Origin of the sequence: Sphingobium salicis subsp. salicis, from assembly GCF_049472635.1 — a bacterium.
GTDB lineage: Bacteria > Pseudomonadota > Alphaproteobacteria > Sphingomonadales > Sphingomonadaceae > Sphingobium > Sphingobium yanoikuyae_A.
On record NZ_JAYRCS010000002.1, the window covers coordinates 324,630 to 346,312 of the forward strand.

Below are 21,683 nucleotides of genomic sequence, written 5' to 3' on the forward strand. Positions count from 1 at the left end.
TGGCCCGACCCGGGCCATGATGAACCGCGCTCTGGCAAATGGGCAAAGCGTCGCGATGCGGTAACAAGCGCCGAAGTGCGGTCGTTACATGCCGATAGCGGCACGGACCAGAGCCGCCTGGCCCAGGCGCTTACCAGCGAAGTGTGTGTGGCCTCGTCGCGAGACCCAACGGGAAAAATGGTTTTGTCGTAATCTTTTGTCTAATGCTGGAAAAATATTTCAAAGGTGCCGAACATCGGGCCAGCCTGGCCGTTGGATGTATTGAGTCGGAAATGCATTCATCTGTTACCCGACTGTGATGAACCACTGACCGCACGGGCGTATAAGGCAGAAGACTGAATTGAAGAGCAAGGATATTCACGCGACGACGCCGGCCACCGATCATGGGCATACGGGGCCGCCCGCTTGCGTGCAGATTCGCGGCGCACGCCAGAATAACCTCAAAAATGTTGACGTCGATGTGCCGCGCAACGCCTTCGTGGTGTTCACCGGCATATCGGGCTCGGGCAAGTCATCGCTCGCGTTCGGCACCCTTTATGCCGAAGCCCAGCGGCGTTATCTGGAATCGGTTGCGCCTTATGCCCGTCGCCTGATCGACCAGGCCGGCGTGCCGGAGGTCGACGCGATCGACGGTTTGCCGCCTGCGGTCGCCTTGCAGCAGCAGCGCGGCTCGGCCAACGCGCGATCCTCGGTCGGCAGCGTGACGACGCTCTCTAGCCTGGTGCGAATGCTTTATTCGCGCGTCGGCGAATATCCGCGCCAACAGCCCATGCTCTATGCGGAGGATTTCTCCCCCAACACGGTCGCCGGCGCCTGCCCGACCTGTCACGGCATCGGGCGCGTCTATGACGCGACCGAAGAAACGATGGTGCCCGACGACACGCTGACGATCCGGGAACGCGCAGTCGCCGCTTGGCCGGCGGCATGGCATGGCCAGAATCTGCGCGATATCCTCGTGTCGCTCGGCTATAACGTCGACACGCCGTGGCGCGATCTGCCGAAGAAGGATCGCGACTGGATTCTCTTTACCGACGAGGCGCCGACGGTGCCGGTCTATGCGGGCCTGACGCCCGAACAGACCCGCGTGGCGCTGAAGCGCCGCATGGAACCGAGCTATCAGGGCACCTTCACCGGCGCGCGCCGCTATGTGCTGGAAACCTTCGCCAACACGAAAAGCGCGCTGATGAAGAAGCGCGTCTCGCAATACATCATCGGACGCGATTGCCCGACCTGCGACGGCAAGCGCCTGAAGCGCGAAGCCCTGTCCGTAAAGTTCGCGGGCCTCGACATCGCCGAGTTCGGCGATCTGACGGTGTTGAAACTCCGGGACTTGCTCACGCCCGTCGCGCATGGCGAATATGGGGGCGCCGCGGCGGTCCCGAAGAGCCATGTCCTCGGCAAGGCGGCCCGCGATGCGGCGGTCGAACGGCGGGTCGCGGCAGGAGGTTCGGCGCACAAGAGCGCGCCCGACGTACGCCGCACGCCCAATCTCTCCGACGAGAAGCGGATCGCCGCCCAACGCCTTGCCAGCGAATTGATCGAGCGGCTAGAGCCGCTGATCGATCTTGGCCTTGGCTACATTTCGCTCGACCGCAGCACGCCGACGCTTTCCTCCGGAGAGCTGCAGCGCTTGCGGCTTGCCACGCAATTGTCGTCACAGCTTTTCGGCGTGGTCTATGTGCTTGACGAGCCTTCGGCAGGGTTGCACCCGGCAGATGGCGAAGCCTTGCTCACCATCCTCGAGCGTCTCAAGGCTGCGGGCAACTCCCTGTTCGTCGTCGAACATGATCTCGACGTGATCCGCCGCGCGGAATGGCTCGTCGATGTCGGGCCAGGAGCCGGGGAAAAGGGCGGTGAAGTCCTCTACAGCGGGCCGATAGAGGGGCTTGCCAACGTCGAGACTTCGATCACCCGCCGCTACCTGTTCGCAGAGCCGCTCCGCAGTGAGCACACACCGCGCGATGCCAAGGCATGGCTACGCCTGGAAGGGATCAGGCGGAACAATCTCCATGGTCTCGACGTCGAGTTTCCCATCGGCTGCTTCACCGCTGTCACCGGCGTTTCGGGATCGGGCAAATCCAGTCTTGTCAGTCAGGCGCTGCCCGAGCTCGTCACGGAACACCTCGGCGGCTCCCCCGTGGCCGAGGAGGAGGATATCGATCCGCTGCTCGATGTTGCGCAGAACGACACTGAAGGACGCATTGTCGCAGGCATGGAGCATGTTCGCAGGCTGGTGCGGGTCGATCAGAAGCCGATCGGCCGCACGCCGCGCTCGAACCTATCCACCTACAGCGGCATGTTCGACCATGTGCGACGGATCTTCGCTGATACGCCGCTCGCCCGCCGGCGGCACTACAGCCCGGGAAGGTTCTCGTTCAACGTCGCGCAAGGCCGCTGCCCTGTGTGCGAGGGCGAGGGATACGTCATGGTGGAGCTGCTGTTCCTGCCGAGCGTTTTTGCCCCGTGCTCGACCTGTCATGGCTCTCGCTACAACCCGCAAACGCTCGAAGTCGAATGGAACGGGCGCAATATCGCCCAGGTGCTCGAACTGACGGTCGACGATGCGTGCGATTTCTTCGCTGGCGAGGCATCTGTGATGCGCTCCCTCGACGTGTTGCGGGAGATCGGTCTTGGTTATCTGAGGCTCGGTCAGCCGGCGACCGAGCTGTCTGGCGGGGAGGCGCAGCGCATCAAGCTGGCGACTGAACTGCAACGCGCTCAACGCGGCAACACGATCTACATCCTCGACGAGCCAACTTCGGGACTTCACCCCTCCGATGGCGACCGGCTGATGCGACACCTGCGGGGCCTCGTAGAAGCCGGCAATACCGTCGTAGTCGTCGAACATGACATGCGCGCCATCACACAGGCGGACTGGATCATCGACCTGGGACCGGGGGCCGGGGAAGATGGGGGCCGTATCGTTGCCAGCGGCGTCCCTGGCGTCGTTGCGGAAGCGGAAGGCAGTCTCACCGCCCGCTATCTCAAGGCGGCGCTGTAGGTCGTAAATCTGGCCGAACGCACGTTCGATCAGGTGCATCTCAATCACACGTTGGGTTGGGTCGAATCTGGAAGTGGGAGCCGGCGATGTGTCACCGCGGTTGACGCGGCTTAGGGTTTGGGTGCCCGTCAGGTGCGCCGTGTTCGTGTGATACGCGGCGTGGCGGACGGCCAATCGCTGGCCATCCGCCACGCTTGCTTTGTGCGGACCTTCTCCAGGGAGAGGGCCCTCACATGGTTCGTCGAAACGCCCCGCCTTAATTCCCTGCTGCGGGCGCTGCGCCGACACCTTCTGCGATTTCCTCAACGAGTTCGGCGCAGAAGGCGGGCAAATCATTGGGATCGCGGCTGGTAACAAGGCCGTTGTCGACCACGACTTCCTCATTGGTCCATGCACCGCCGGCGTTCTCGATATCGACCTTCAGCGTCGGGTAGGACGTCAAGGTGCGACCCTGAAGCACGCCCGCCTCGATCAATGTCCAAGGTGCATGGCATATAGCCGCAACAGGTTTTTTCTGATCGAAGAAAGCCCGGATGAAAGCAATTGCCTCGACGCTGCCGCGCAGCTTGTCGGCACCGACAGTCCCTCCGGGCACAACAAGTCCGTCAAAATCGTCGGCTTTCACCTCGGAAAACGTCTTGTCGATAGTATAGCTGGCGCCCTCGTCAAGATCGCCATTGACTGTGCGAGCCTTGCCCGGTTCAAAACTGACCACGGTCACTTTGCCACCAGCGTCCTCGACAGCTTGCTTGGGCTTCGAGAATTCTGGTTCTTCCGTCCCACGGGGTGCGATCAGAATGGCAATGGATTTGCCTTCCAAAGTCATAATTTATTTCCTATTCCGTCGAAGACTAAGGTCAGGTGCCCGGCTTGAGCACGACCTTCGTCCAGCCAGCGTCGCGCTCGTCAAAATGCTTGTAGGCGTCTGGTGCCTGATCAAGCGGCAGTCGGTGCGAGATGATTTGGGCAGGATTGGCCCGGCCTTGCTCGATAAGCTTCATCAGTCGCCGGTTGTAGTGCTTTACATTGCACTGGCCGGTGCCGATCTTCTGGCCCTTGAACCAGAAGTTGCCGAAGTCGAACGCCATCTTGCCTTCCTTCTGGAGATCGTCGGGCGCGTTCGGGTCTTCCGGAATGAACACGCCGACGACGCCGATTCCGCCGGTGGCCTTCGTGCTTTTGACGAGGCAGTTCATCGTGTAGTTGCTGCGCTCCTTGCCGTGGCGATCGCAACACTGATACCCGACCGCCTCGACCCCGCGGTCGGTCCCGAGGCCGCTGGTCGCGTCAAGGATCTGCTGGGCGGGATCGCCCTTGCGCATGTCGATCGGAATAGCGCCCATCGCCTTGGCCAGTTTCAGGCGGTCATCGTGAGAATCGACCACGAAGATCTGAGAGGCACCGCGGATCTCGGCTGAGTGCGCGGCCATCAAACCGACCGGACCGGCGCCGTAGATCGCGATGCTTTCGCCAGGCAGGAAACCCGACAGTTCGACGCCATGCCAACCGGTGGGGAAGATGTCGGAGAGCATGACATAGTCATCCTCCTTCTCCTCAGCGTCCTCAGGCAGTTTCAGACAATTGAAGTCCGCATAAGGAACGCGCATCAACTCGGCCTGACCACCTTGCCACGGACCCATCTCGGCAAAGCCATACGCTGCGCCGGCGGTTCCAGGGTTGGTGGTGAGGCAGAAACCCGTCAAACCGCGTTCGCAATTTTCGCAGAAACCGCAACCGACATTGAACGGCATGCACACGCGATCGCCCTTCTTGATACGATCTACCGCAGAGCCGACTTCGATGACCTCGCCAAGGTTTTCGTGACCGAAGACCCTGCCCTTCTCGAAGCTGGTACGGCCCTCATACATGTGAAGGTCCGACCCGCAGATATTGGTCGTGGTCAGCCGGATGATAACATCGGTCTGCTTTTCGATCTTGGGATCATCGATGGTGCTGACAGAAACATCTTTGGGCCCGTTGTACACGACAGCTTTCACGGATCTTTTCCTTTCGCAGCTCTTCTCAACGCGTTATCAAATCGACAGCTTGGTGATCCGGTCCATCGCAACGGCGGACGACATCGCACCCTTCCAAGTGATCTCAGTTTCCTGAACCTTCTGCCATCTGAGAGGTTCCTACCCGTATGGCCGTCCCGGGATCGATTTATTGCGGTTTTCTGAATAACTGGGCCAGAACAGCCGAATAACGCGCTAAATGGAGGCGACCCGCGCCGCGCGGGAGGCACGCCCGGCGCCCGAGCGCCGCCGCCGACTGAGCCGGCGCCGCGCTCCAAGGCTCAGCCGCGCGCGAACGCCTGCGCCGCTGCCTCGGCCATGCTCTCGTCCTGCTTGCCGGTGCCGCCCGACACGCCCACCGCGCCGATCACCGTCTCGCCCTCCTTGATCGGCATGCCACAGGCGAAGATCATCACCTTGCCGCAGTTGTAGGCATGGATGCCGTAGAGGTCGGCGCCCGGCTGGGCGAGCTTCGCCAGCGCCTTGGTCTCGACGTCGAACGCGCGCGCCGTCCACGCCTTGCCGATCGCGATGTCGACGCTGCCGCGCCACGCATCGTCCATCCGCGCGAACGCCAGGAGGCAGCCGCTCGCGTCCACCACCGCGATGTTCGTCGGGTTGCCAATCCGTTCGGCCTCCGCGATCCCCGCATCGATGATCGTCCGCGCGTCGAGCGTCTGGATGGAGTGCATGGCGTGTCTCCGTGGCCAGTCCGGGGAAAACCGCTCGACGCACGCCGCCGCGCCCGTGTTTCCCCCACGCGGGCGATGAGAGCGACGCGCTAGGGTGCCGACTGCTTCCGCTATTTCGCGGCCAGCAAGGTGAACTTGTGAATCTGCGGCGGTTCGGAAAACAGTTCGTCTGCCTTGTCCATCAATGCGGCGGCAACCTTGCCGTCGAGATGGGCCTGCCGATCCTCCTCTGTGTCGAACGTATCGAAGATCGCGTACGCACCGGGACCTTCCTCGATCGCATACCAGGTCAGAGTGCCCGCCTCAGCTTGAACGAGCGGCAATGCCGAGGTCAGGAAATTGGCGACATCACGCTCTTTTCCGGGCTTGGCCTTCAGTGGTACATACAGGGCAAGTTTGGGCATAAATGACTCCCCAAGTGAAACGGGCAGATGTTATTCGGCAAAGTAACGGACGAGCGGGCCGGTCGTTCCCCATGAGGCGGAGCACAGGCGGCCCCGCCTCCTGGTCGAAATCAGAATTGCTGTGCGGTCGGCCGGATGACGATCGCGTTGACGTCGACGTCATCAGGTTGTTCGACAGCGAACGCGATAGCACGCGCCACCGATGCCGCCGGGATGGCCTGTTTGTAGAAGTCCAGCACCGTCTTGGCAGCCGCGCCAGAGGTCGTGAACTTCAAATCGCTTTCGACAGCTCCAGGCTCGATTGACGTGACCCGGACCTTTTCCCCCACCTCGTGGCGCAAGCCCTCGCTGATCGCGCTGACGGCGAACTTGGTGCCGGAATAGACCGTGCCGCCCGGAGCGAAGACCTTGATGCCCGCAACCGAGCTCAAGTTGATGATGTGACCGCTGCCCTGCTCGAGAAAGCCGGGAAGGGCCGCAGCGATGCCGTAGAGCGTGCCCTTCAGATTGACGTCGATCATCTGGTCCCACTCGTCGGTGTTGACCTCGGCCATCGGACGGATCGGCATCAGACCGGCGTTGTTGATCAGTACGTCGAGACGGCCGAAGTCGGCGACGATCGCGGCGACGACGGACTGGACCGCCGACTTGTCGGTGACGTCGAGCGCATAGGCGCGTGCCGTTCCGCCGTTCTCGGCGATCTGCGCGACGACCTCGTCGAGCTTGTCCTTGCGCCGTGCGGCGATGGCGACCTTCGCACCGCGTTCGGCGAGAAGCCGCGCGGTTTCCGCGCCGATGCCGGTGCTGCCGCCGGTGATGAGAACAACCTTGCCTTCGATACCTTTGGTCATGATTGTGTTTCCTTCACTTCAAATGTTGATTTTTCGCTGGGTCGCGGCCCCGCGCCAGCGGTAGCCGCGTGGATGAACGAGGCCCATAAGGCCCAGGCGAAGCGCAGGTGCCAACAGGCCGATCATCCGCAGCTCCTTTATGTAGAACGGTTGTGCCAGCAGCGCCGACCCCACCCATTCTTTAAGGTTGCCCATGGCAGCACCCCTAGGTCGCGGAGACGGGGTTGAGGACGAACGCGCCGCGCTCAGCCAGATCGCCGATCTGAGAGAGGTAGTTTTGGAAGTGGGGCGTCGCGCGGTGGGCGGTAACCGCATCCGCGTCCGCGTACAGCTCGTCGAGGACGAAGCGGTTCGGATCGCTCTGGTCCTGCCAGAGATCGTAGCGCAAATTGCCCGGCTCGGCACGGCTCGGCTTTAGCATGGCGTCGAGCAGAGCGCGCAGGCGGTCGACGGTATCCGCACGGGCGGTTAAGACGGCGACGATCTTCACGTTGGAGGTCATGGTACCGTTCCTCATAATGGTTCTATGCGAAGCGGGGCGCATCCTGAGCGCCCCGCCCGTCATCCTGGTACTCACGCAGCGGCGCGATCGAGGGCTTCGATCAAAGCGTCGGCCATGGCTTGGTCCGACGCCGGATTCTGACCCGTGATCAGCTCTCGGTCCACGACGACATTCGAAGCGAAGTTCTTGTCGGTGACAGAGACGTCGCCACCGGCCGACCGCAGCGCCTTTTCCATGTCGAAGTAGAGTTCGCCCTTCAGCACTTGCTCCTCGGCGATCTTTTCCTCGCTCGCCGAAAAGACTGTCATGCGGTAACCCGCGTAGATCCAGTCTCGCGCCAGGTCGGCCGCCCCGGCGTCATCGCCTTCCTCCAGCGCCTTGCGGAAGGCCGGAGCATCGTCGAGCGCGGAGACAACGACCACCGGTCCGTGGCAGAGGAGCGCGGTCGGCTTGGCCGTCGCGTGGAAGTGACGGAGGATCGTGCCCGCATCGCGGTCCTGCATCAGATCGACAGTGGGCGCGTGACCTCCCGGCACGAACACGCCAACGAAGCCGTCCAGACCCTCGTCGACGACCGATTTCAGCGTGCGGACGTCGTTCATGGCCGGGTGGCTGGCGAAGAAGTCCTTGGCGCGCTGGTATGCCGCCTCATCACCGCCGAAGTGGTCCTTCGTGTCGGAGCCGGCGTCGATGTGCGGCTTGGTCCCGTTGGGCGTAGCGAGAACAATATCATAGCCGGCGTCGAGCAGTGCCAGCGCGGGGACTGCCGTCTCGTTGAGATACTGACCGACCGTTGCGGTACTGCCGCTACGCAGACCGAGCCGTGTCGCATTCGATCCAAGAACGAGAACCTGACCCTTGCTCATCTCAACCTCCATGTTCGCGGCGCCCGTCGCCGATGGATGGGAAATGGGCCTCGTTGATATATTCTAGAAGTTTATATTTCTAATGTCAGATATACGTCTGACAGGATGACTGCATGCGCTACGATCTGAACCTGCTGCCGATCTTCGTCGCGTTGATGGAGGAGCGCAGCGTCACGCGGGCTGCCGAGCGCATGGGCATGACGCAGCCCGCCCTGTCTAATGCCCTATCGCGTCTACGACTGATGCTTCAGGACCAACTGTTCGTCCGCGAGCGCTACGGCATCCAGCCGACCCCGATCGCGCTTGAACTCTCACCGCTGATCGCCGAGGCACTTGCGCAGCTCGACAATGCGGTCCTCGGTCAGCAGGCCTTCGACCCCGTAAAGGCCGAACGGCTCTTCACGATCGCGCCGAACGGCTATGTCGAGTTCGTCCTCGTCCCCGCTATCGTGGCGCGCCTGGAGAAGGTCGCCCCCGGCATAAAGCTTCGTCTGACGCCCTACGGGAACGATCTTGTGGAAACAGGCGTCGTGTCGGGCACGACGGCGCTCGTGCTGGGCCGCATCGTCGATCCGCCCGATAACCTCGTCGTCCAGCACCTGATGGACGAAGGGCTCGCCTGCGCCGTCCGTACTGACCATCCGGGCGTCGGCGATGTCATGACGCGCGAGCAGTTCGAGACGATGAAGCATGTCAACATCGTGCCGCCCGGACGGATGCGCGCCGGTTTGTTTCAGGCGCTGGCGCAGCAACAGCTGAAGCGAGACGTCGCGATCTCCGTGACCAACTTCTTCGCGGCAGCCGAGATGGTAGCGGTGACCGACTATTGCGCCACCCTGCCCACGCTCATCTGCCGACAGTTGATGCACGACCCCCGGCTGAAGGTCCTGCCCGCCCCGGTCGACCTCGGCAGCTTTCCCGTCGAGATGGCCTGGCACGTCCGTTACCGCCACGATCCCGCCCACCGCTGGCTACGGGCGCTGATCGGCGAAGTCATCACCGACTTCAAGGACAAGACGGCAGCAACAGCCATGACGTCGCCAACGTGATGGACTTCATTCGGCCGGGCGACGCCGGTTGAATTTCACAAACATTCCTTAGGGTCAGGACGCGTTGATCACAGCCAGAAGATGACGGTGGCAGCGTGGGCGATGGCGGAGAAGAAGACCGTAGGGCAGCGATCGTAGCGGGTGGCGACGCGGCGCCAGTCTTTGAGGCGGCCGAACATGATCTCGATGCGGCTGCGGCGCCGATAGCGGCGCTTATCGTATCGGACGGGCTCGTTGCGCGACCTGCGGCTTGGGATGCAAGGCTCGATGCCCTTGGCCTGAAGAGCGTCCCTGAACCAGTCGGCATCGTAGCCGCGGTCGCCGAGCAGCCACTGCGCTTTTGGCAGGTCGTCCAGCAGCGCGGCCGCACCGGTGTAGTCGCTGACCTGACCGGCGGTCATGAAGAAGCTCAAGGGCGACCGTTCGCGTCGGCGACGGCATGGAGCTTGGTGTTCATGCCGCCTTTCGTGCGTCCGATCAGGCGGTCGAGATCCCCCTTTTTACCCGTAGGCTCGATGCCGTGCGGTGCGCCTTCAGGTAGGTCGCGTCGATCATCACCGTTTTGGGTTTGGCGCCCACCGCAGCCGGACCTTCTATGATGCGCGTGAACACGCGTGCCTCATCGTCGCGCTGGCGAAGCAATATGGCCGCTATGGCTACCGCCGAGTGACGGCGTTGCTATGCCATGCGGGGTGGACGGTGAACCACAAACGGGTCGAGCGGATATGGCGACGCGAAGGACTGAAGGTCCCGCTGCGTCAGCCCAAACGGGGACGCCTGTGGCTCAACGACGGATCATGTATCCGCTTGCGGCCTGAGTATCCCGGGCATGTGTGGGCCTACGACTTCGTCGAAGGGCGCACGCACGATGGCCGCAAGTTCCGGATTCTGACGATCATCGACGAGGCCAGCAGGGAATGCCTTGGCACTCATCGTTGCCCGGCAGCTCAAACACGAGGATGTGCTGGCGGCGCTGGCTGACCTGTTCATCTCGCGTGGGCCATAGCGGCTCCCGATCCGGCACTTCCCAATGTGCTATGGTAGCGAGTTTATCGCGACCGCCGTCCAGAAATGGTTGGGGCAGATCGGCGTGAAGACGCTCTATATCACCCCGGGATCACCATGGGAGAATGGCTATAACGAAAGCTTCAATGGGTCGCTTCGCGACGAACTGCTCAACGGCGAGTCTTCTACAGCCTCGCTGAGGCCAAGGTGCTGATCGAGGCATGGCGGCGGCATTACAACACCGTTTGCCCTCACAGCAGCCTGGGCTACCGACCGCCGGCACCGGAAACGGCGACACCGCCATATCCGGCCTCCGGTTCCGCTTCGCTCCACCTCCGTCCGGATATGGCGGCGATGGGCTTAATCCACTAACAAACCAATCGGGCCACTCGGTGGGGGCAGATCACAATTCCGTCATAGACAAATAGTGAAGATCGGATTGTTCGCAACCACCATCTCATTTGACTAAAAAATATAACCACATGTAAATATTGCATAAACTTTACGCCCCTAAGCGCCACCCTACCAAAGGGGGCTTATAATTGGCTGAAGGCAATCCATCACCTAAAGGACGGAAACGGCCGCTCAGTTCCGGTTTCCGAAACAGGCGCATTCGCGATTTCCAGACGCTTCCCTACAGCTGGGACAGGCTGACGGCCGTGGATGTCGACCATCTCAAAGGCATTGTATGCGCAAGACTACAGGAAAACATTGGTCTGTTTGAACTGGAACTCTGCCTTCTCATCTGGGCCTCGCTGACGACTGGGCGTAGCTATAAAACACTGCTGCCTCTCAGCTTCCATACCGCATCAAACGAAAGCAATTGGGTCGCCACGTCGCCAGCGTTGGTAAGGAATGGCGAAAATTGGGCATGGTGGCTGGACCTAAGGGATCGGGCCGATCCAAAGCCGACGGAGGCAGGCACGCTAACTCTGTCAGAGCGTATTTACCTCCCCGTCACGGATCTGACCGTCACTATCATTGACCGATGCCTTGCACAGCGTAAATGCGCGCCCGATAGATTTGCCCAGCCCCTGTTCACCCATTGGGAGGTCGGCAGATACGGACGACAAGTTGCAGGCGAACCCGATGAACAGGACCTGCTGGTCGCGACTATGATGCACTGGCTTGAGCGCCACGATCCGCAGACCGGGCGCAAAGCGCGCGACGCAGCGGCGACAACGGCGTCCCTCACTCGGTGGCTGCCCGCTACAATGAACGAAGCAGCGGGCGGCGACATGGTGCTAACGGCCGCCATCACCGGAATCATTCCCAGCATGGCCGAAGCCTCAAGCGCCTACGGGGCCCTTTCGCAGGACAGGCTGGCCCGCCATTATCGTTCCTCCATCAACGGGATCGACACCCTACCCCCTGTCACTTTACCCGCAACCGTGGCCGCTACACATATCGGTGGACGCTTTACGCCCACGGATGAGACCGTTGGTGATCTGGTGCGCTCTCTGGCCGAGGGTCTGGAAGCGGCGCCGCGGCCTATCGAGATGCTCCATCAGGCCATGACCCGTTACAGCGTAGGCTTGCTGGCCTTTGCTCTTGCCCATCGCGGAATTACAGGATCCTTGCCGGCGTCAAAGGACGTCGATGACAACACGCGCTTCTACTCGCTCACAGACAAAAATGTCAGGGGAACGGAAACCCAGAGATTGGTCTGGCTCTGTGACACAGCCATGGAGCAACTGCGCCTCTATGACGAGCATGTAAAGTGTCTCGAAGATATGCTTCCAGAAGAGACGGCACGACAGGTTGGCCAGATCAGGGAACAACGCGATCTTCCGCTTTTCCGGTTGAAACGCCACCGTTCAAAATCGTTCGATCGCGAGTTGCTCACGGCAGAGCCAATCAAGGTAACAAACGCAATCGGTCAGGCCATGGCCGTGCAGCACTTAAGGAAAAATGCAGGCCGTCACTGGTTGCGGACGAAGCTCGTCGGACAATGCAGTACTGAAACCATTCATGCCTTTTACGGCCATGGGCCGCTGGACAGCGGCAGTTGGGACATGTTCAGTGCGCTCGACCCAGCGGTGTATCGGGCCGATCTCGCCCGTACGCTTGATCCTGTCCTTCAGGCAGCCGGATGGATTCCGCGTGCCGCCAATCTCGCGATCGCCACGCTGTGACAATGGTGCTGGCAGACTTCGACCTGGCATATGAAGATGACGATTTGCATGCCGTTGAGGTACAGGAATCCGCAATTGATGTGCGTTCGCCGCTCTATCTTATGGGAAAAATGCTAACTTCGGCCGTCCAGCGCGGCGGATTGCATAACGCGCTGCTCTGGCCTTCATGGATGCAGGGAGTTGATCGCTGGGTTCTGGTCCAGGGTAGCATGCTGTCGATCGATATGGAGTTGGATGGCCATTCGGCCCGATGGTTTGCCGATCCTGTCACCGCCATGCTGATCGTGCAATGGAGGAGAGATGGGCATCGGCTACCGGCTGAGGCGACCCCGGAGGAATGCTTTGCTGCGTACGGACGAACAGAAATAGATGAAGATGGGCGCCGCGGTCAGCTACTGGTTAAAGACGCCGGCAGAGCCTGGCGAATGCACCTACCCGGATTGCTTTTGGCCCACGCGCAGGGCCGTGCCCCCGGCGTGTCCGTCAGCCATGAAAGCTGGTTTCGCATCATCCATGGTGATGTGGTGCCTGGCGAAGTCCTAAAACCGGTGCAGGATAAGCGGAAAAATGAAAAGAAATACAATATAATTCTGGACCCGCTTATTCTGGCCGCATCTGATGCACTTAATCCTACCCGATCAATTTTCAAAAGTGGCGTAAATCTAAAGAAATCTAAAATAAAAAGAATAGTACTAAATAATTTGTCAAATATATCACTGATTGACAACGACAAATTTAAATTGCAAAACACACTTGTAGATTGGTGCAAATATGCAATTCGGAGCGAACGCGGTCGAAACGGAAAAGGTTATTCAATATCTACGGTAAGAGGTTATTTTGATTGCCTAGTATCAATGTTTATAGGCTGGCATCATGAATTCAACCCCTTGACCATCCCATGGCTCACTCTTGAAGAATATGTAAAATCCTTTCTAGCAAATGAAAAGCGTCATCAGCACCGTAATAAGTGCATAAATGCATTTCAGTCATTCGGGCGCTTCCTGTATAATTGCCGTGGTTCAGAACCGATCGATTTCGGACTGGACGAATATCGGTTGGAAGACCCTATTTCCGCCGATCTTCTGTTGCCCGAAGAATATGATCGACTCATCCGCCTACTCGATAGAACCAAACAGGAGCAGATTGCCCTTGTCGTTATATTGCTTTTTCGCACCGGCCTCCGTCTGACAGAGGCCGTTGGACTGCGTTGCGGCGATTTTGCCAGTGCGGGCGATCGTTTAGAACTCTTCGTGGAAAAAAATGAAGAACGGGTTTTGAAAACACCGGGAAGTCGACGAATCATTCCCCTCGACATACTGCTCGAATCTGAAGAAAGAAGTGGCTCGGTTTGTCTGAACAGCCTTTGACGTTTGATAAGTGGATCGTCTGCGGTTTGGTTGTTCAAGCTGCTGCCTGCGGGGCGTCATGGAGGTCGGGCGTAGCCCGGCCGGAGTGACGCCCCGCAAGTCGCGGCCAATTCACGCTGCCACGGCCTGTGGCAGATTGTCAAAGTAGGTTTGATCGGGCGTACGTCCGCCGAGGCTCGAGTGAGGTCTCCGGGCGTTGTAGAAGCCCAGGTATCGGCCGATCGAACTGCGCGCTTCGCTGACGCATGCGTAGGCGTGCAGGTAGACTTCCTCGTACTTCACTGAGCGCCACAGCCGCTCGACCACGACATTGTCGCGCCAGGCGCCGCGGCCGTCCATGCTGATGGCAATCTTTTCTCGCATCAGCACACTGGTGAAGGCCTGGCTCGTGAATTGGCTGCCTTGGTCCGTATTGAAAATCTCCGGTTTGCCATAGCGCGCCAGGGCTTCCTCGAGCGCTTCCACGCAAAAGTCGGCCTCCAGCGTGATCGAGATCCGGTGGCTGAGAACCTTGCGGCTGAACCAGTCGACGATGGCGACGAGATAGACGAACCCCTTGGCCATGGGGATGTAGCTGATGTCTGTCGCCCAAACCTGATTGGGCCTCACGATCGGAAGCTTGCGCAGGAGATAGGGGTAGATCTTGTGTCCTGGTGCCGGCTTGGAAGTGCTGGGACGGCGATAGACCGCCTCGATCGCCATCTTCTTCATCAGGCTCGCGACATGGCAGCGGCCGATCGTGATGCCCTCCTGACGAAGAAAGTCGCGCATCATCCGGCTTCCTGCGAACGGGAACTCCAGATGCAACGCGTCGATGCGACGCATGATTGCGAGGTCTTCGGATGAAACCGGCCGCGGCAGATAATAGACACTGCCCCGGCTGATCCCCAGTTCCTTCGCCTGCCGCTTCACCGGCAAGGTGTGCGTTCGATCGATCATCGCTTTGCGCTCGGCAACAGACCTGCCTTGCCGAGCGCGCCTTCCAAAAAATCATTGGCCAGCGTCAGTTCGCCGATCTTGGCGTGAAGCGTCTTCACGTCGACGGCCGGTTCGTCCGACGCCTTCTCCGAGCCGAACACGCCCGCCGCCCCTTCGAGCAACTGCGTGCGCCACGTCGTGATCTGGTTGGGATGCAGATCATAGTCGTGCGCCAGCTCTGCCAGCGTCTTCTCGCCCTTGATCGCGGCAAGCGCCACCTTCGCCTTAAATGCCGGGCTGTGGTTGCGCCGGGGTCGTCTGCTCATTCTCTGCTCCTGTCTCGCAGCCTTCCTGGCTGCTCCGAGGCAGAAAATCCAATTATCTCAGTGTGCAGATTCTCCAGGCCACCTCTGAACTGGCGCGACTGCAGCGCTTTCTTAAAGCGCAACGGACCAAAACGATCGAAGGGCGCGACGGGTGGCTGTTCGGTACAGCCGATAGTGCGACTGCTCCGAATCCCGCCTTCGCGAGCAGCGCGATCAACGATGCCTTGAAAAGGGCTTCTGCCCGTGAATTGGAGCACGGTCATTTACGCCACAGCTTCGCGTCCTATTTGCTGGCGACGCTGATGTTGCCGGTCGATATGGCCGAACCGCCCGTGCCGCGCCGACTGACCAGCGTGATTTCGCAGCAGCGCAGGGAACGGGTCGCGCAGCGCTTGCTAGGTGCGGAAAGACTCGGAGCCAGCGCCCTACACGCAGTCAGCCAGGTTATGGGTCATAGCGGACCAGACATGACATTGCGTTCATATATCCATCTACTGGATTGGTTGCTGGGCCTCTATTGCGCCCGCCCTTCTTCCTTCGATGTGCTTGAGCCTGAATTGCTGCAGGAATTGACCAAAGTCAAACCGGACGCATGGCGCAAGCGAAAGGGTCGGCTGAAAAGGTCCGACGCACTGCAATGCCCTCCATTGCCCTGTCGCCCGACTGCATCGCAGCTTCTATCCTACACGCCCCAGATGGACGCCAAAAGGGCTGAGATATCTTTGCTGCAATCGGCGCTTAAGAAGGCCAGCAAGTCTCTAGCCGTTGATTTTACCTCGCGATCGGCAAGGCCGTTGCCGGAAAATTTCGGTAGGCCCGCAACATTCACAGCAGAGGAAAAGCAGCTGCCCACCTCGCCTCAAGCTATACACAAGCCGAGGTCCAAGAAGCGCGCAAGGGATTGGCTTGCGCCACATGCCATTCCCGCTCGGAACATGATTGATCTGTTTTCGGGCAACGCGCAGGCTGGCAATGGCAAGCATGTCTATTGGAGGAGGGCCAGCAACAGTCTTCTGCCAGTTGGATTCTGGCAAGGCAAGAAAGGGCAGCTGCTGCTTTCCCCACTGACGAAAGATCCCGCCTATCTGAAGGCGCTGGAGAGCCGCCTGAGCCTCAGTCGAAAGGTGGGCGCGCGTGAGGCTCGAGTACTGGAAACAGCGCTCACAGCGATGTTGCAAAATACAAGGAGTAATGAATTCCTTTTCCGGAACCTGAAAGACGGAGACATTTTCGTCAATCTGCTGTTGAAGGCCATGGGCTTTAAGGAGGCGGACATTCATCTGCGCCACACATGCAAACTTTATCCAATGCGCAATTCGGCCACATTGCATCTTTTTCTGAAAAGCCGGGATGTCATTCCGCCATTGAAGGGGCGCAGCCGGTGGCGCGGGTCGCTTGCGGTCAGGCTAGAACAGAAAGAACGTAAAAGCCTACAGGATGATCGCGCGTTCAAATTGGCGATTGTTCTTTTGGCCATCCACGTCCGCGCTGAGCAACTGGCGGCCGATGCCCTGGCCCGCCCTACTAGGTTTCGTGGACAAAGGTTGACAGCAGGATCGGGCGTTGATTCAAGGCTGCCTTTTGGAGGTGGCGTTGGGCGAGCGTATTGGGCTGACGGAGGACGAGTGGGGGATCATCGGCACATTACTGCCATCTGAGCGTGGTCGTGGCTGTCGTCCAGCACAGGACAACCGGCTGTATTTCGAAGGCATGATGTGGATCGCCCGCACAGGTTCGCAATGGCGCCACTTGCCGGATGAATATGGCAAGTGGAACAGCGTTTTCCGCCGCTACCGGCGCTGGGTTACGACCGGGGTGTTCGAGGCGATGCTCGAGACACTGGGCGAAATGGTGGCTCGTGATGCCACTGCGGACATGATCGACAGCACCGTGGTCCGAGCACATCATTGTGCCGTCGGCATAAAAAAGGGACTCAGGAAACCGAGGCGCTTGGCCGATCGCGAGGCGGATTCAGCACAAAGCTCCACGCCCGCTGCGATGCCAAAGGCCGACCGCTCGGCTTTGTCCTGACGCCGGGCCAGAGCCACGATATCCAAGGCTTTGGCCCGCTGTTCCGTTTGATTGCTCATAAGATCGAGGCATTGTTGGCGGACAAGGGCTACGATGCAGATGCCATCCGCGAGGAATTGGCCAATGCTGACGTTGAGGCTGTCATTCCCGCCAAAAGCAATCGGCGCGATCCAATCCCACACGATCGCGAAAAATACCGTTGGCGCAATCTTGTCGAACGCCTCTTCAACAAACTCAAGAACTGGCGGCGTATCGCAACTCGATACGACAAAACCAAAGAGTCCTACCTCGGCTTCGTCAATCTCGTCTCAGCCCTGCAATGGATACCCTTTGTCCACGAAACCTAGCCAGCGTCGCCTAGCATTGATCGTCAAACTGTTCAGGGAAATGAATGGAAGGGCCATGCAGGAGGTCGGCTGAAATCATATGGTACCTGGTAGCAATCTTATGCCTATCCGATATGATTTGGAGTTATTTTGGTTCCTATGTCCGAGCGCCGATGATTTGCTGATCAGTTAAACCATACCAAAGTTGCCGGCTACAAATATGAATTCCTCAGCGGAAGAAATGGCCGCCAGCGCCAAGGGTTGGCCGGCCTCGAACAGCACGTGCCAAGTCTTGTAGGTACGCGGCATACTCTCCGCAATAGTGGCCGAGTCCAATACAATGTCGGTGCAACCATGCCCGTTTCGCGAACACATGTAGTTCGGATAACCGAACAGCCCCCGGCTGCAGGGACGGATTGCAGGTCCGCGGGACACGGGAAAGGCCCAGGATCATTCGCCCCCGTCGCCCCATTGGGTAGAGCAATGGCCCGGATTACGGAGCATCGTGCGACATGACACCGGGCCAAAACCGATTTGATCGCTGAATGCATGTCACAGGATAATTAAGCGTGAACCCTGCCGAGCCCGATTGATAATCATGGTAGCGATCGACCATTAATCTTGCCCGGATTAACAGATGCTGTCCCTGCGGGACAAGGGCTGCCATCGCAGCCCGATTTATCAAGTAAGCAAGTAGCTCAGTACAACTGAGTAACGGAATGAAAAAAGGGAGAGTGCAGCCCGGCTCAGTGGCGCGGCTCCCCAATCTGAAAGTGATTAATGTGACATATATTCCAGAATGCGTCCCCAATGGGGGGGCGCAAACCCTTCCGTTCGTTCGCAGTTCGGTCCAGCGAGCGATGATGAGGATCGCGCGCGATATCGGCGCGCCGATCGATCTTGAACCGAGCCGACAATTGACCGGCACCGAAGGCATGTTGCTTCTCGAACAGGCCAATTTGCTGATTGCGGGCACAAATGTTTCTGGGTCAGAAACCCGTGAAAAATTGGCGCAGATGGGAGATAGCCATGGGCTAGACCTGCTGCTCCTACGTTCGGGGGCCTGGCCGCAGAGCCTGGACATTCATTTCCACAGGAGGCGCGAGTGGCTGGTAGACTATCGGTCTGCCTGGTTCGACGACAGGCTGTGGTTCATGCCGATGCTTGAGGATGGCCAGCCTGGAGTCAGGGCTTCCACCGAGGGACTTATCCTGTTTCCCTGCACCAGCCAAAAAATGCTCCCCTTTGCCGGGAGGTGGGCAGCATGACTGGCAAGAAGAGCCGTTCTGGTCCCGAGGCGCTGTCCGCCTACGTTGGGGATAGCACCGACCATCCCCATTTTCGCTACGTCCGCTATTATTGGAAGAATGACGGAATAAGGAACGGCGTTTCCGCCGCCGTTCTCGCAAAGCTGACGCCAGCAGGACATGAAGCAGCCCGACATGACCTGCTAGTACCGACAAATGCGCCGGGTGAATATGCGCAGCTTTCCTATCTTCTCGAACGTTATGATGCCACGCACCCAGCGGTCGAGAAGACGGGATATGCTCAGTTCACAATTGACTTGTCAGCCGATCGGCCCCTCCACGTGAGCTGGGAAGATATCCGGGCATGGGTCCTGAGCTATTTCGTACGCGAACTGCAACTCGCGGTGCTGATGGTGCTACATGTACCATATTGGGCTGGCTCATCGAACGACCCGCATGTCCATCTGATCGTGCCTGCCCGTAGGCTTGGAGCTAATGGCTTTGGTCTTCACGCCCGGGATGTCTGCTGCGATAACGGCTGCGCGTCGGCGCTGACGAGCTGGCAAGAGTTTGAGAAAGTAGGCGCGGTATGAGGAGTAAGGACATCCGCGACAAGAAATCAGCTCACACTGGACCGACGGACCGCGCTGCGTTTTCCGAGGACAGGCGGCATAATGCTCACGCTATTGGGGAGCGCTGCCGCTTGCTGCGCGCGATCCAGCTAGTCGACATGCTACGGTGCCAGCGAGAGGGCATCGGCCCTCTGGTTGAGGCAGCGCGGCTTGCCCTGGATCATAGGGTCGCCGCCAGGGCGGCAACGATAGGCCAGCGTTTCTGGCGCTTCCTGTTGACATGTCGGCCACAGGAACTCTGGATGGCGCTTATGGTGCAGGATGATGGCTTGGGCCGCGAACTGCGATCAAATTGCCCTTTCGATGCCCTAATCGATGACAACGAAGATCAGCGACGTTCGCGATGGCGATTAGCCAGACAGCAACTGCGGGACGGCACGTCAGCACCCGATCCTGTCTGGAACCGAACCCACGAGAAGGCAATCGCAAGAGCCAAGCTGGATTGGGAGATCGAGACTGGCAGGCTCACACCGCAGGAGGCAAACAAGCGAAACTTCATTTTTGCAGCCGTTGATATGGACAAGGCACGGATCGATCTGTCAGAACATATTCCTGAACTTTAGTACCGGCTGCTACGATGGTCGGATGTCGTTCGGAATTGTCGCCTCTTTGCAAAACCATGCATAAGCAGCGAAGCGAAGGCGAGATCGCTCACGTTCTCGATGACAGAGCTAGGTCGGGGCGGTGCTGGCTGGACTGCCAAGATGCTTCAATGCACCTGGCGGTATCGGTTGAGTCCGGCGCGTGACATGGCGCCGGATTAAAGCCGAGTTGATCGCAGGTCGCGAATTACAGGACAATTAACCACAATTCCTGTGCAGTCCGGTTGATAATCATGGTTGCTGTCGAACATTCATTTTGCTCGGATGCCTGCATCTTCAACCACCGCCGGGACGAAGCCCAGCTTTTGCTGGCCAAGCGCTTGCCCGGAATGCTGTCATGCCGCCACGCGTAGAGCTGCTGCGGCAGCAGCCCATGCGTCCGCGCGATTTCCGCGATGTTGGCGCCGGGCTCAAAACTCGACGCGATGATCCGCGCCTTGGCCTCGGCCGACCAGCGGCGATGCGCCGGTCCCGCTGGAATGACATCCATGCGCGAGGGGCGCTGCCCCTTGTATCTGTGCCTGAGGTCATGAGGATGACCTGGCACCATGAGATCGGGTGGCCACCCGATCTCATGGCCGCAGTGTCGACGCCCGTTGCCCCTCAGGTCCGTTCGACCGTCGGGAGTTTGGGATCGGCCTGCTTGTTGCCCTGCGACCGAACAGTCGGATGGTTGCCAATCGCACAGACAAGGCAGGTACAAGGTGACGCACATTATGATCGGAGTCGATAGTTCGAAGGCATGGCTGGATGCGTGGACCGCGCCGGATCATGCGAACGCTGTGGCAACACGGCCGAAGGCATTGCTGATCTCGCTGATTTCGTGTGGGAACATGCCGGTGATGATGGGCTGGTCGTGCTGGAGGCGAGTGGGGGATGCGAGAAACTGGCCTTCCTCCAGCTCTGGGCGCAGGGCATCGCCTGCACCATCGATAATCCGCGTCACGCCCGCGCCTTCGCACAGGCGATGGGGTGCCTGGAAAAGACCGACCGCATCGACGCCCGGATGCTGGCCTGGTTCGCTGATGCCCGCAAGCTCATCCCCACGCCGCCGCCCAGCGCACAACAGGCCAAGCTTGAAGCGCTCACCGCGCGGCTGCGTCATGTGACGCGCGATATCATCGTCCAGAAGCAGCGCCGATCAGCCACGACCGATCCGCTGGCCCTGGCCCAGATCGGCGAAACACTGGCTCTGTTCGCCAGACAGGCAAAGGACATCAGCGCCATGATCGCGCAGTCCATCGCAAGCGATCCTCACTGGCGCGCCTTTGATCGCACCATCCGCTCAATCAAGGGCTTGGCCGATCGGACTACCGCTTATCTGATCGCCGATCTGCCCGAACTGGGCACCCTCTCAAACAAGGCTATCGTCAAGCTCGTCGGGCTCGCTCCCATCGCAAATGACAGCGGCGCCAGATTCGGCAAAAGGCGAACTCGCGGTGGCCGCGCCTCCATTCGAACTATCCTCTTCCTCGTCGCTGACATCGCCCGGCGCTTCGAGCCAAGCCTCGCTGACTTCCGCGACAAACTCCTCGCAGCTGGCAAACCAAAGCTCGTCGTCCGCATCGCTCTGGCCCGAAAGCTCCTCGTCAGGCTCAATGCCAAAATGCGCGATACCCGACTTTCAATCCCTCTGACCTATTGACGAGACAGATAGTCGCTCCTGCCTTTCGAAACCTGTTTCGAATGTTCTTACATCATCAGCCACTACGAT

18 protein-coding genes and 4 pseudogenes are annotated in these 21,683 nt (G+C 59.6%); 11 read left to right on the plus strand and 11 right to left on the minus strand.

Annotated elements, in window-relative coordinates; genetic code table 11:
* Positions 1–340: 340 nt before the first annotated feature.
* A complete protein-coding gene (locus tag VHN57_RS26090) occupies positions 341–3,001 on the plus strand; it encodes an excinuclease ABC subunit UvrA (protein ID WP_459116446.1) in 2,661 nt (886 codons plus the stop codon).
* A 256-nt stretch (positions 3,002–3,257) separates the two neighbouring features.
* Here VHN57_RS26090 and VHN57_RS26095 read toward each other — a convergent pair whose 3' ends face one another.
* The 8 genes from VHN57_RS26095 to VHN57_RS26130 all read right to left on the minus strand — a co-directional run bounded on the left by VHN57_RS26095 (position 3,258) and on the right by VHN57_RS26130 (position 8,331).
* On the minus strand, positions 3,258–3,827 hold the full coding sequence (locus VHN57_RS26095; RefSeq protein ID WP_125999638.1) for a type 1 glutamine amidotransferase domain-containing protein: 570 nt from the start codon (positions 3,825–3,827) through the stop codon (positions 3,258–3,260).
* 31 nt (positions 3,828–3,858) lie between these two features.
* Positions 3,859–4,998, minus strand: coding sequence for a glutathione-independent formaldehyde dehydrogenase (locus VHN57_RS26100; RefSeq protein ID WP_026109581.1), 1,140 nt, complete (start codon positions 4,996–4,998; stop codon positions 3,859–3,861).
* Between the two features lie 299 nt (positions 4,999–5,297).
* Positions 5,298–5,708, minus strand: a complete 411-nt coding sequence (locus VHN57_RS26105) for a GlcG/HbpS family heme-binding protein (protein ID WP_125999637.1) — start codon at positions 5,706–5,708, stop codon at positions 5,298–5,300.
* 110 nt (positions 5,709–5,818) lie between these two features.
* The gene (locus VHN57_RS26110; RefSeq protein ID WP_017503034.1) at positions 5,819–6,112 is read right to left on the minus strand and encodes a putative quinol monooxygenase; all 294 of its coding nucleotides are present in this window, start codon (positions 6,110–6,112) and stop codon (positions 5,819–5,821) included.
* Between the two features lie 110 nt (positions 6,113–6,222).
* Positions 6,223–6,963, minus strand: a complete 741-nt coding sequence (locus tag VHN57_RS26115; protein ID WP_017503035.1) for an SDR family oxidoreductase — start codon at positions 6,961–6,963, stop codon at positions 6,223–6,225.
* 18 nt (positions 6,964–6,981) lie between these two features.
* A complete protein-coding gene (locus tag VHN57_RS26120) occupies positions 6,982–7,158 on the minus strand; it encodes a hypothetical protein (RefSeq protein ID WP_155737981.1) in 177 nt (58 codons plus the stop codon).
* Positions 7,159–7,168: 10 nt separating this feature from the next.
* Entirely contained in the window at positions 7,169–7,465 is a 297-nt protein-coding gene (locus VHN57_RS26125) for a putative quinol monooxygenase (RefSeq protein ID WP_026109582.1), read from the minus strand.
* A gap of 71 nt (positions 7,466–7,536) precedes the next feature.
* Positions 7,537–8,331, minus strand: coding sequence for a type 1 glutamine amidotransferase domain-containing protein (locus tag VHN57_RS26130; RefSeq protein ID WP_063975932.1), 795 nt, complete (start codon positions 8,329–8,331; stop codon positions 7,537–7,539).
* A 113-nt stretch (positions 8,332–8,444) separates the two neighbouring features.
* Here VHN57_RS26130 and VHN57_RS26135 point away from each other — a divergent pair, with 113 nt between their 5' ends.
* Entirely contained in the window at positions 8,445–9,380 is a 936-nt protein-coding gene (locus VHN57_RS26135; RefSeq protein ID WP_063975933.1) for a LysR family transcriptional regulator, read from the plus strand.
* Between the two features lie 68 nt (positions 9,381–9,448).
* On the opposite strand, the pseudogene VHN57_RS26140 reads toward VHN57_RS26135, so the two are convergent.
* Positions 9,449–9,992, minus strand: a pseudogene (locus VHN57_RS26140) (IS5 family transposase); the annotation flags it as partial.
* Positions 9,993–10,001: 9 nt separating this feature from the next.
* Here VHN57_RS26140 and VHN57_RS26145 point away from each other — a divergent pair.
* The 3 genes and pseudogenes from VHN57_RS26145 to VHN57_RS26155 all read left to right on the plus strand — a co-directional run.
* A pseudogene (locus tag VHN57_RS26145) lies at positions 10,002–10,757 on the plus strand (IS3 family transposase); the annotation flags it as partial.
* Positions 10,758–10,927: 170 nt separating this feature from the next.
* Complete coding sequence (locus VHN57_RS26150) at positions 10,928–12,520, plus strand: hypothetical protein (RefSeq protein ID WP_126000369.1); 1,593 nt, start codon at positions 10,928–10,930, stop codon at positions 12,518–12,520.
* A 2-nt stretch (positions 12,521–12,522) separates the two neighbouring features.
* Positions 12,523–13,887 (plus strand): hypothetical protein, encoded by a 1,365-nt coding sequence (locus VHN57_RS26155; protein ID WP_423286439.1) that lies wholly within the window; start codon positions 12,523–12,525, stop codon positions 13,885–13,887.
* Positions 13,888–13,998: 111 nt separating this feature from the next.
* Here the strand turns inward: VHN57_RS26155 and VHN57_RS26160 are convergent.
* Positions 13,999–15,131 (minus strand): IS3 family transposase gene (locus VHN57_RS26160; protein WP_148564904.1). Its coding sequence is split into 2 segments (ribosomal slippage): positions 13,999–14,870 and positions 14,870–15,131, totalling 1,134 coding nucleotides; the frame shifts between segments, so codons are not numbered across the junction.
* Between the two features lie 62 nt (positions 15,132–15,193).
* Here VHN57_RS26160 and VHN57_RS26165 point away from each other — a divergent pair.
* The 5 genes and pseudogenes from VHN57_RS26165 (at position 15,194) to VHN57_RS26185 (ending at position 19,930) form a co-directional block, all read left to right on the plus strand.
* Entirely contained in the window at positions 15,194–16,789 is a 1,596-nt protein-coding gene (locus tag VHN57_RS26165) for a hypothetical protein (RefSeq protein WP_423286441.1), read from the plus strand.
* A pseudogene (locus VHN57_RS26170) lies at positions 16,719–17,509 on the plus strand (IS5 family transposase). Before VHN57_RS26165 ends, VHN57_RS26170 begins: the two are co-directional and overlap by 71 nt.
* Before the next feature lie 698 nt (positions 17,510–18,207).
* On the plus strand, positions 18,208–18,756 hold the full coding sequence (locus VHN57_RS26175; protein WP_125989606.1) for a hypothetical protein: 549 nt from the start codon (positions 18,208–18,210) through the stop codon (positions 18,754–18,756).
* Complete coding sequence (locus VHN57_RS26180) at positions 18,753–19,328, plus strand: hypothetical protein (protein WP_081261097.1); 576 nt, start codon at positions 18,753–18,755, stop codon at positions 19,326–19,328. The genes VHN57_RS26175 and VHN57_RS26180 overlap by 4 nt, the downstream gene beginning before the upstream one ends.
* A gap of 281 nt (positions 19,329–19,609) precedes the next feature.
* Entirely contained in the window at positions 19,610–19,930 is a 321-nt protein-coding gene (locus tag VHN57_RS26185) for a hypothetical protein (RefSeq protein WP_125989604.1), read from the plus strand.
* A gap of 226 nt (positions 19,931–20,156) precedes the next feature.
* On the opposite strand, the gene VHN57_RS26190 is transcribed toward VHN57_RS26185, so the two are convergent.
* Positions 20,157–20,459, minus strand: coding sequence for a transposase (locus tag VHN57_RS26190; RefSeq protein WP_017503617.1), 303 nt, complete (start codon positions 20,457–20,459; stop codon positions 20,157–20,159).
* A gap of 214 nt (positions 20,460–20,673) precedes the next feature.
* Here VHN57_RS26190 and VHN57_RS26195 point away from each other — a divergent pair.
* Positions 20,674–21,614 (plus strand): annotated as a pseudogene (locus VHN57_RS26195) (IS110 family RNA-guided transposase).
* Positions 21,615–21,683: the final 69 nt, after the last annotated feature.

Coding starts and splice junctions, on each gene's coding strand:
- VHN57_RS26110 (WP_017503034.1), bottom strand. CDS start 6,112: ATGCCCAAACTTGCCCTGTATGTACCACTGAAGGCCAAGCCCGGAAAA.
- VHN57_RS26095 (WP_125999638.1), bottom strand. CDS start 3,827: ATGACTTTGGAAGGCAAATCCATTGCCATTCTGATCGCACCCCGTGGG.
- VHN57_RS26155 (WP_423286439.1), top strand. CDS start 12,523: ATGGTGCTGGCAGACTTCGACCTGGCATATGAAGATGACGATTTGCAT.
- VHN57_RS26105 (WP_125999637.1), bottom strand. CDS start 5,708: ATGCACTCCATCCAGACGCTCGACGCGCGGACGATCATCGATGCGGGG.
- VHN57_RS26115 (WP_017503035.1), bottom strand. CDS start 6,963: ATGACCAAAGGTATCGAAGGCAAGGTTGTTCTCATCACCGGCGGCAGC.
- VHN57_RS26180 (WP_081261097.1), top strand. CDS start 18,753: ATGACTGGCAAGAAGAGCCGTTCTGGTCCCGAGGCGCTGTCCGCCTAC.
- VHN57_RS26120 (WP_155737981.1), bottom strand. CDS start 7,158: ATGGGCAACCTTAAAGAATGGGTGGGGTCGGCGCTGCTGGCACAACCG.
- VHN57_RS26175 (WP_125989606.1), top strand. CDS start 18,208: ATGAAAAAAGGGAGAGTGCAGCCCGGCTCAGTGGCGCGGCTCCCCAAT.
- VHN57_RS26125 (WP_026109582.1), bottom strand. CDS start 7,465: ATGACCTCCAACGTGAAGATCGTCGCCGTCTTAACCGCCCGTGCGGAT.
- VHN57_RS26135 (WP_063975933.1), top strand. CDS start 8,445: ATGCGCTACGATCTGAACCTGCTGCCGATCTTCGTCGCGTTGATGGAG.
- VHN57_RS26185 (WP_125989604.1), top strand. CDS start 19,610: ATGGCGCTTATGGTGCAGGATGATGGCTTGGGCCGCGAACTGCGATCA.
- VHN57_RS26190 (WP_017503617.1), bottom strand. CDS start 20,459: ATGGATGTCATTCCAGCGGGACCGGCGCATCGCCGCTGGTCGGCCGAG.
- VHN57_RS26130 (WP_063975932.1), bottom strand. CDS start 8,331: ATGAGCAAGGGTCAGGTTCTCGTTCTTGGATCGAATGCGACACGGCTC.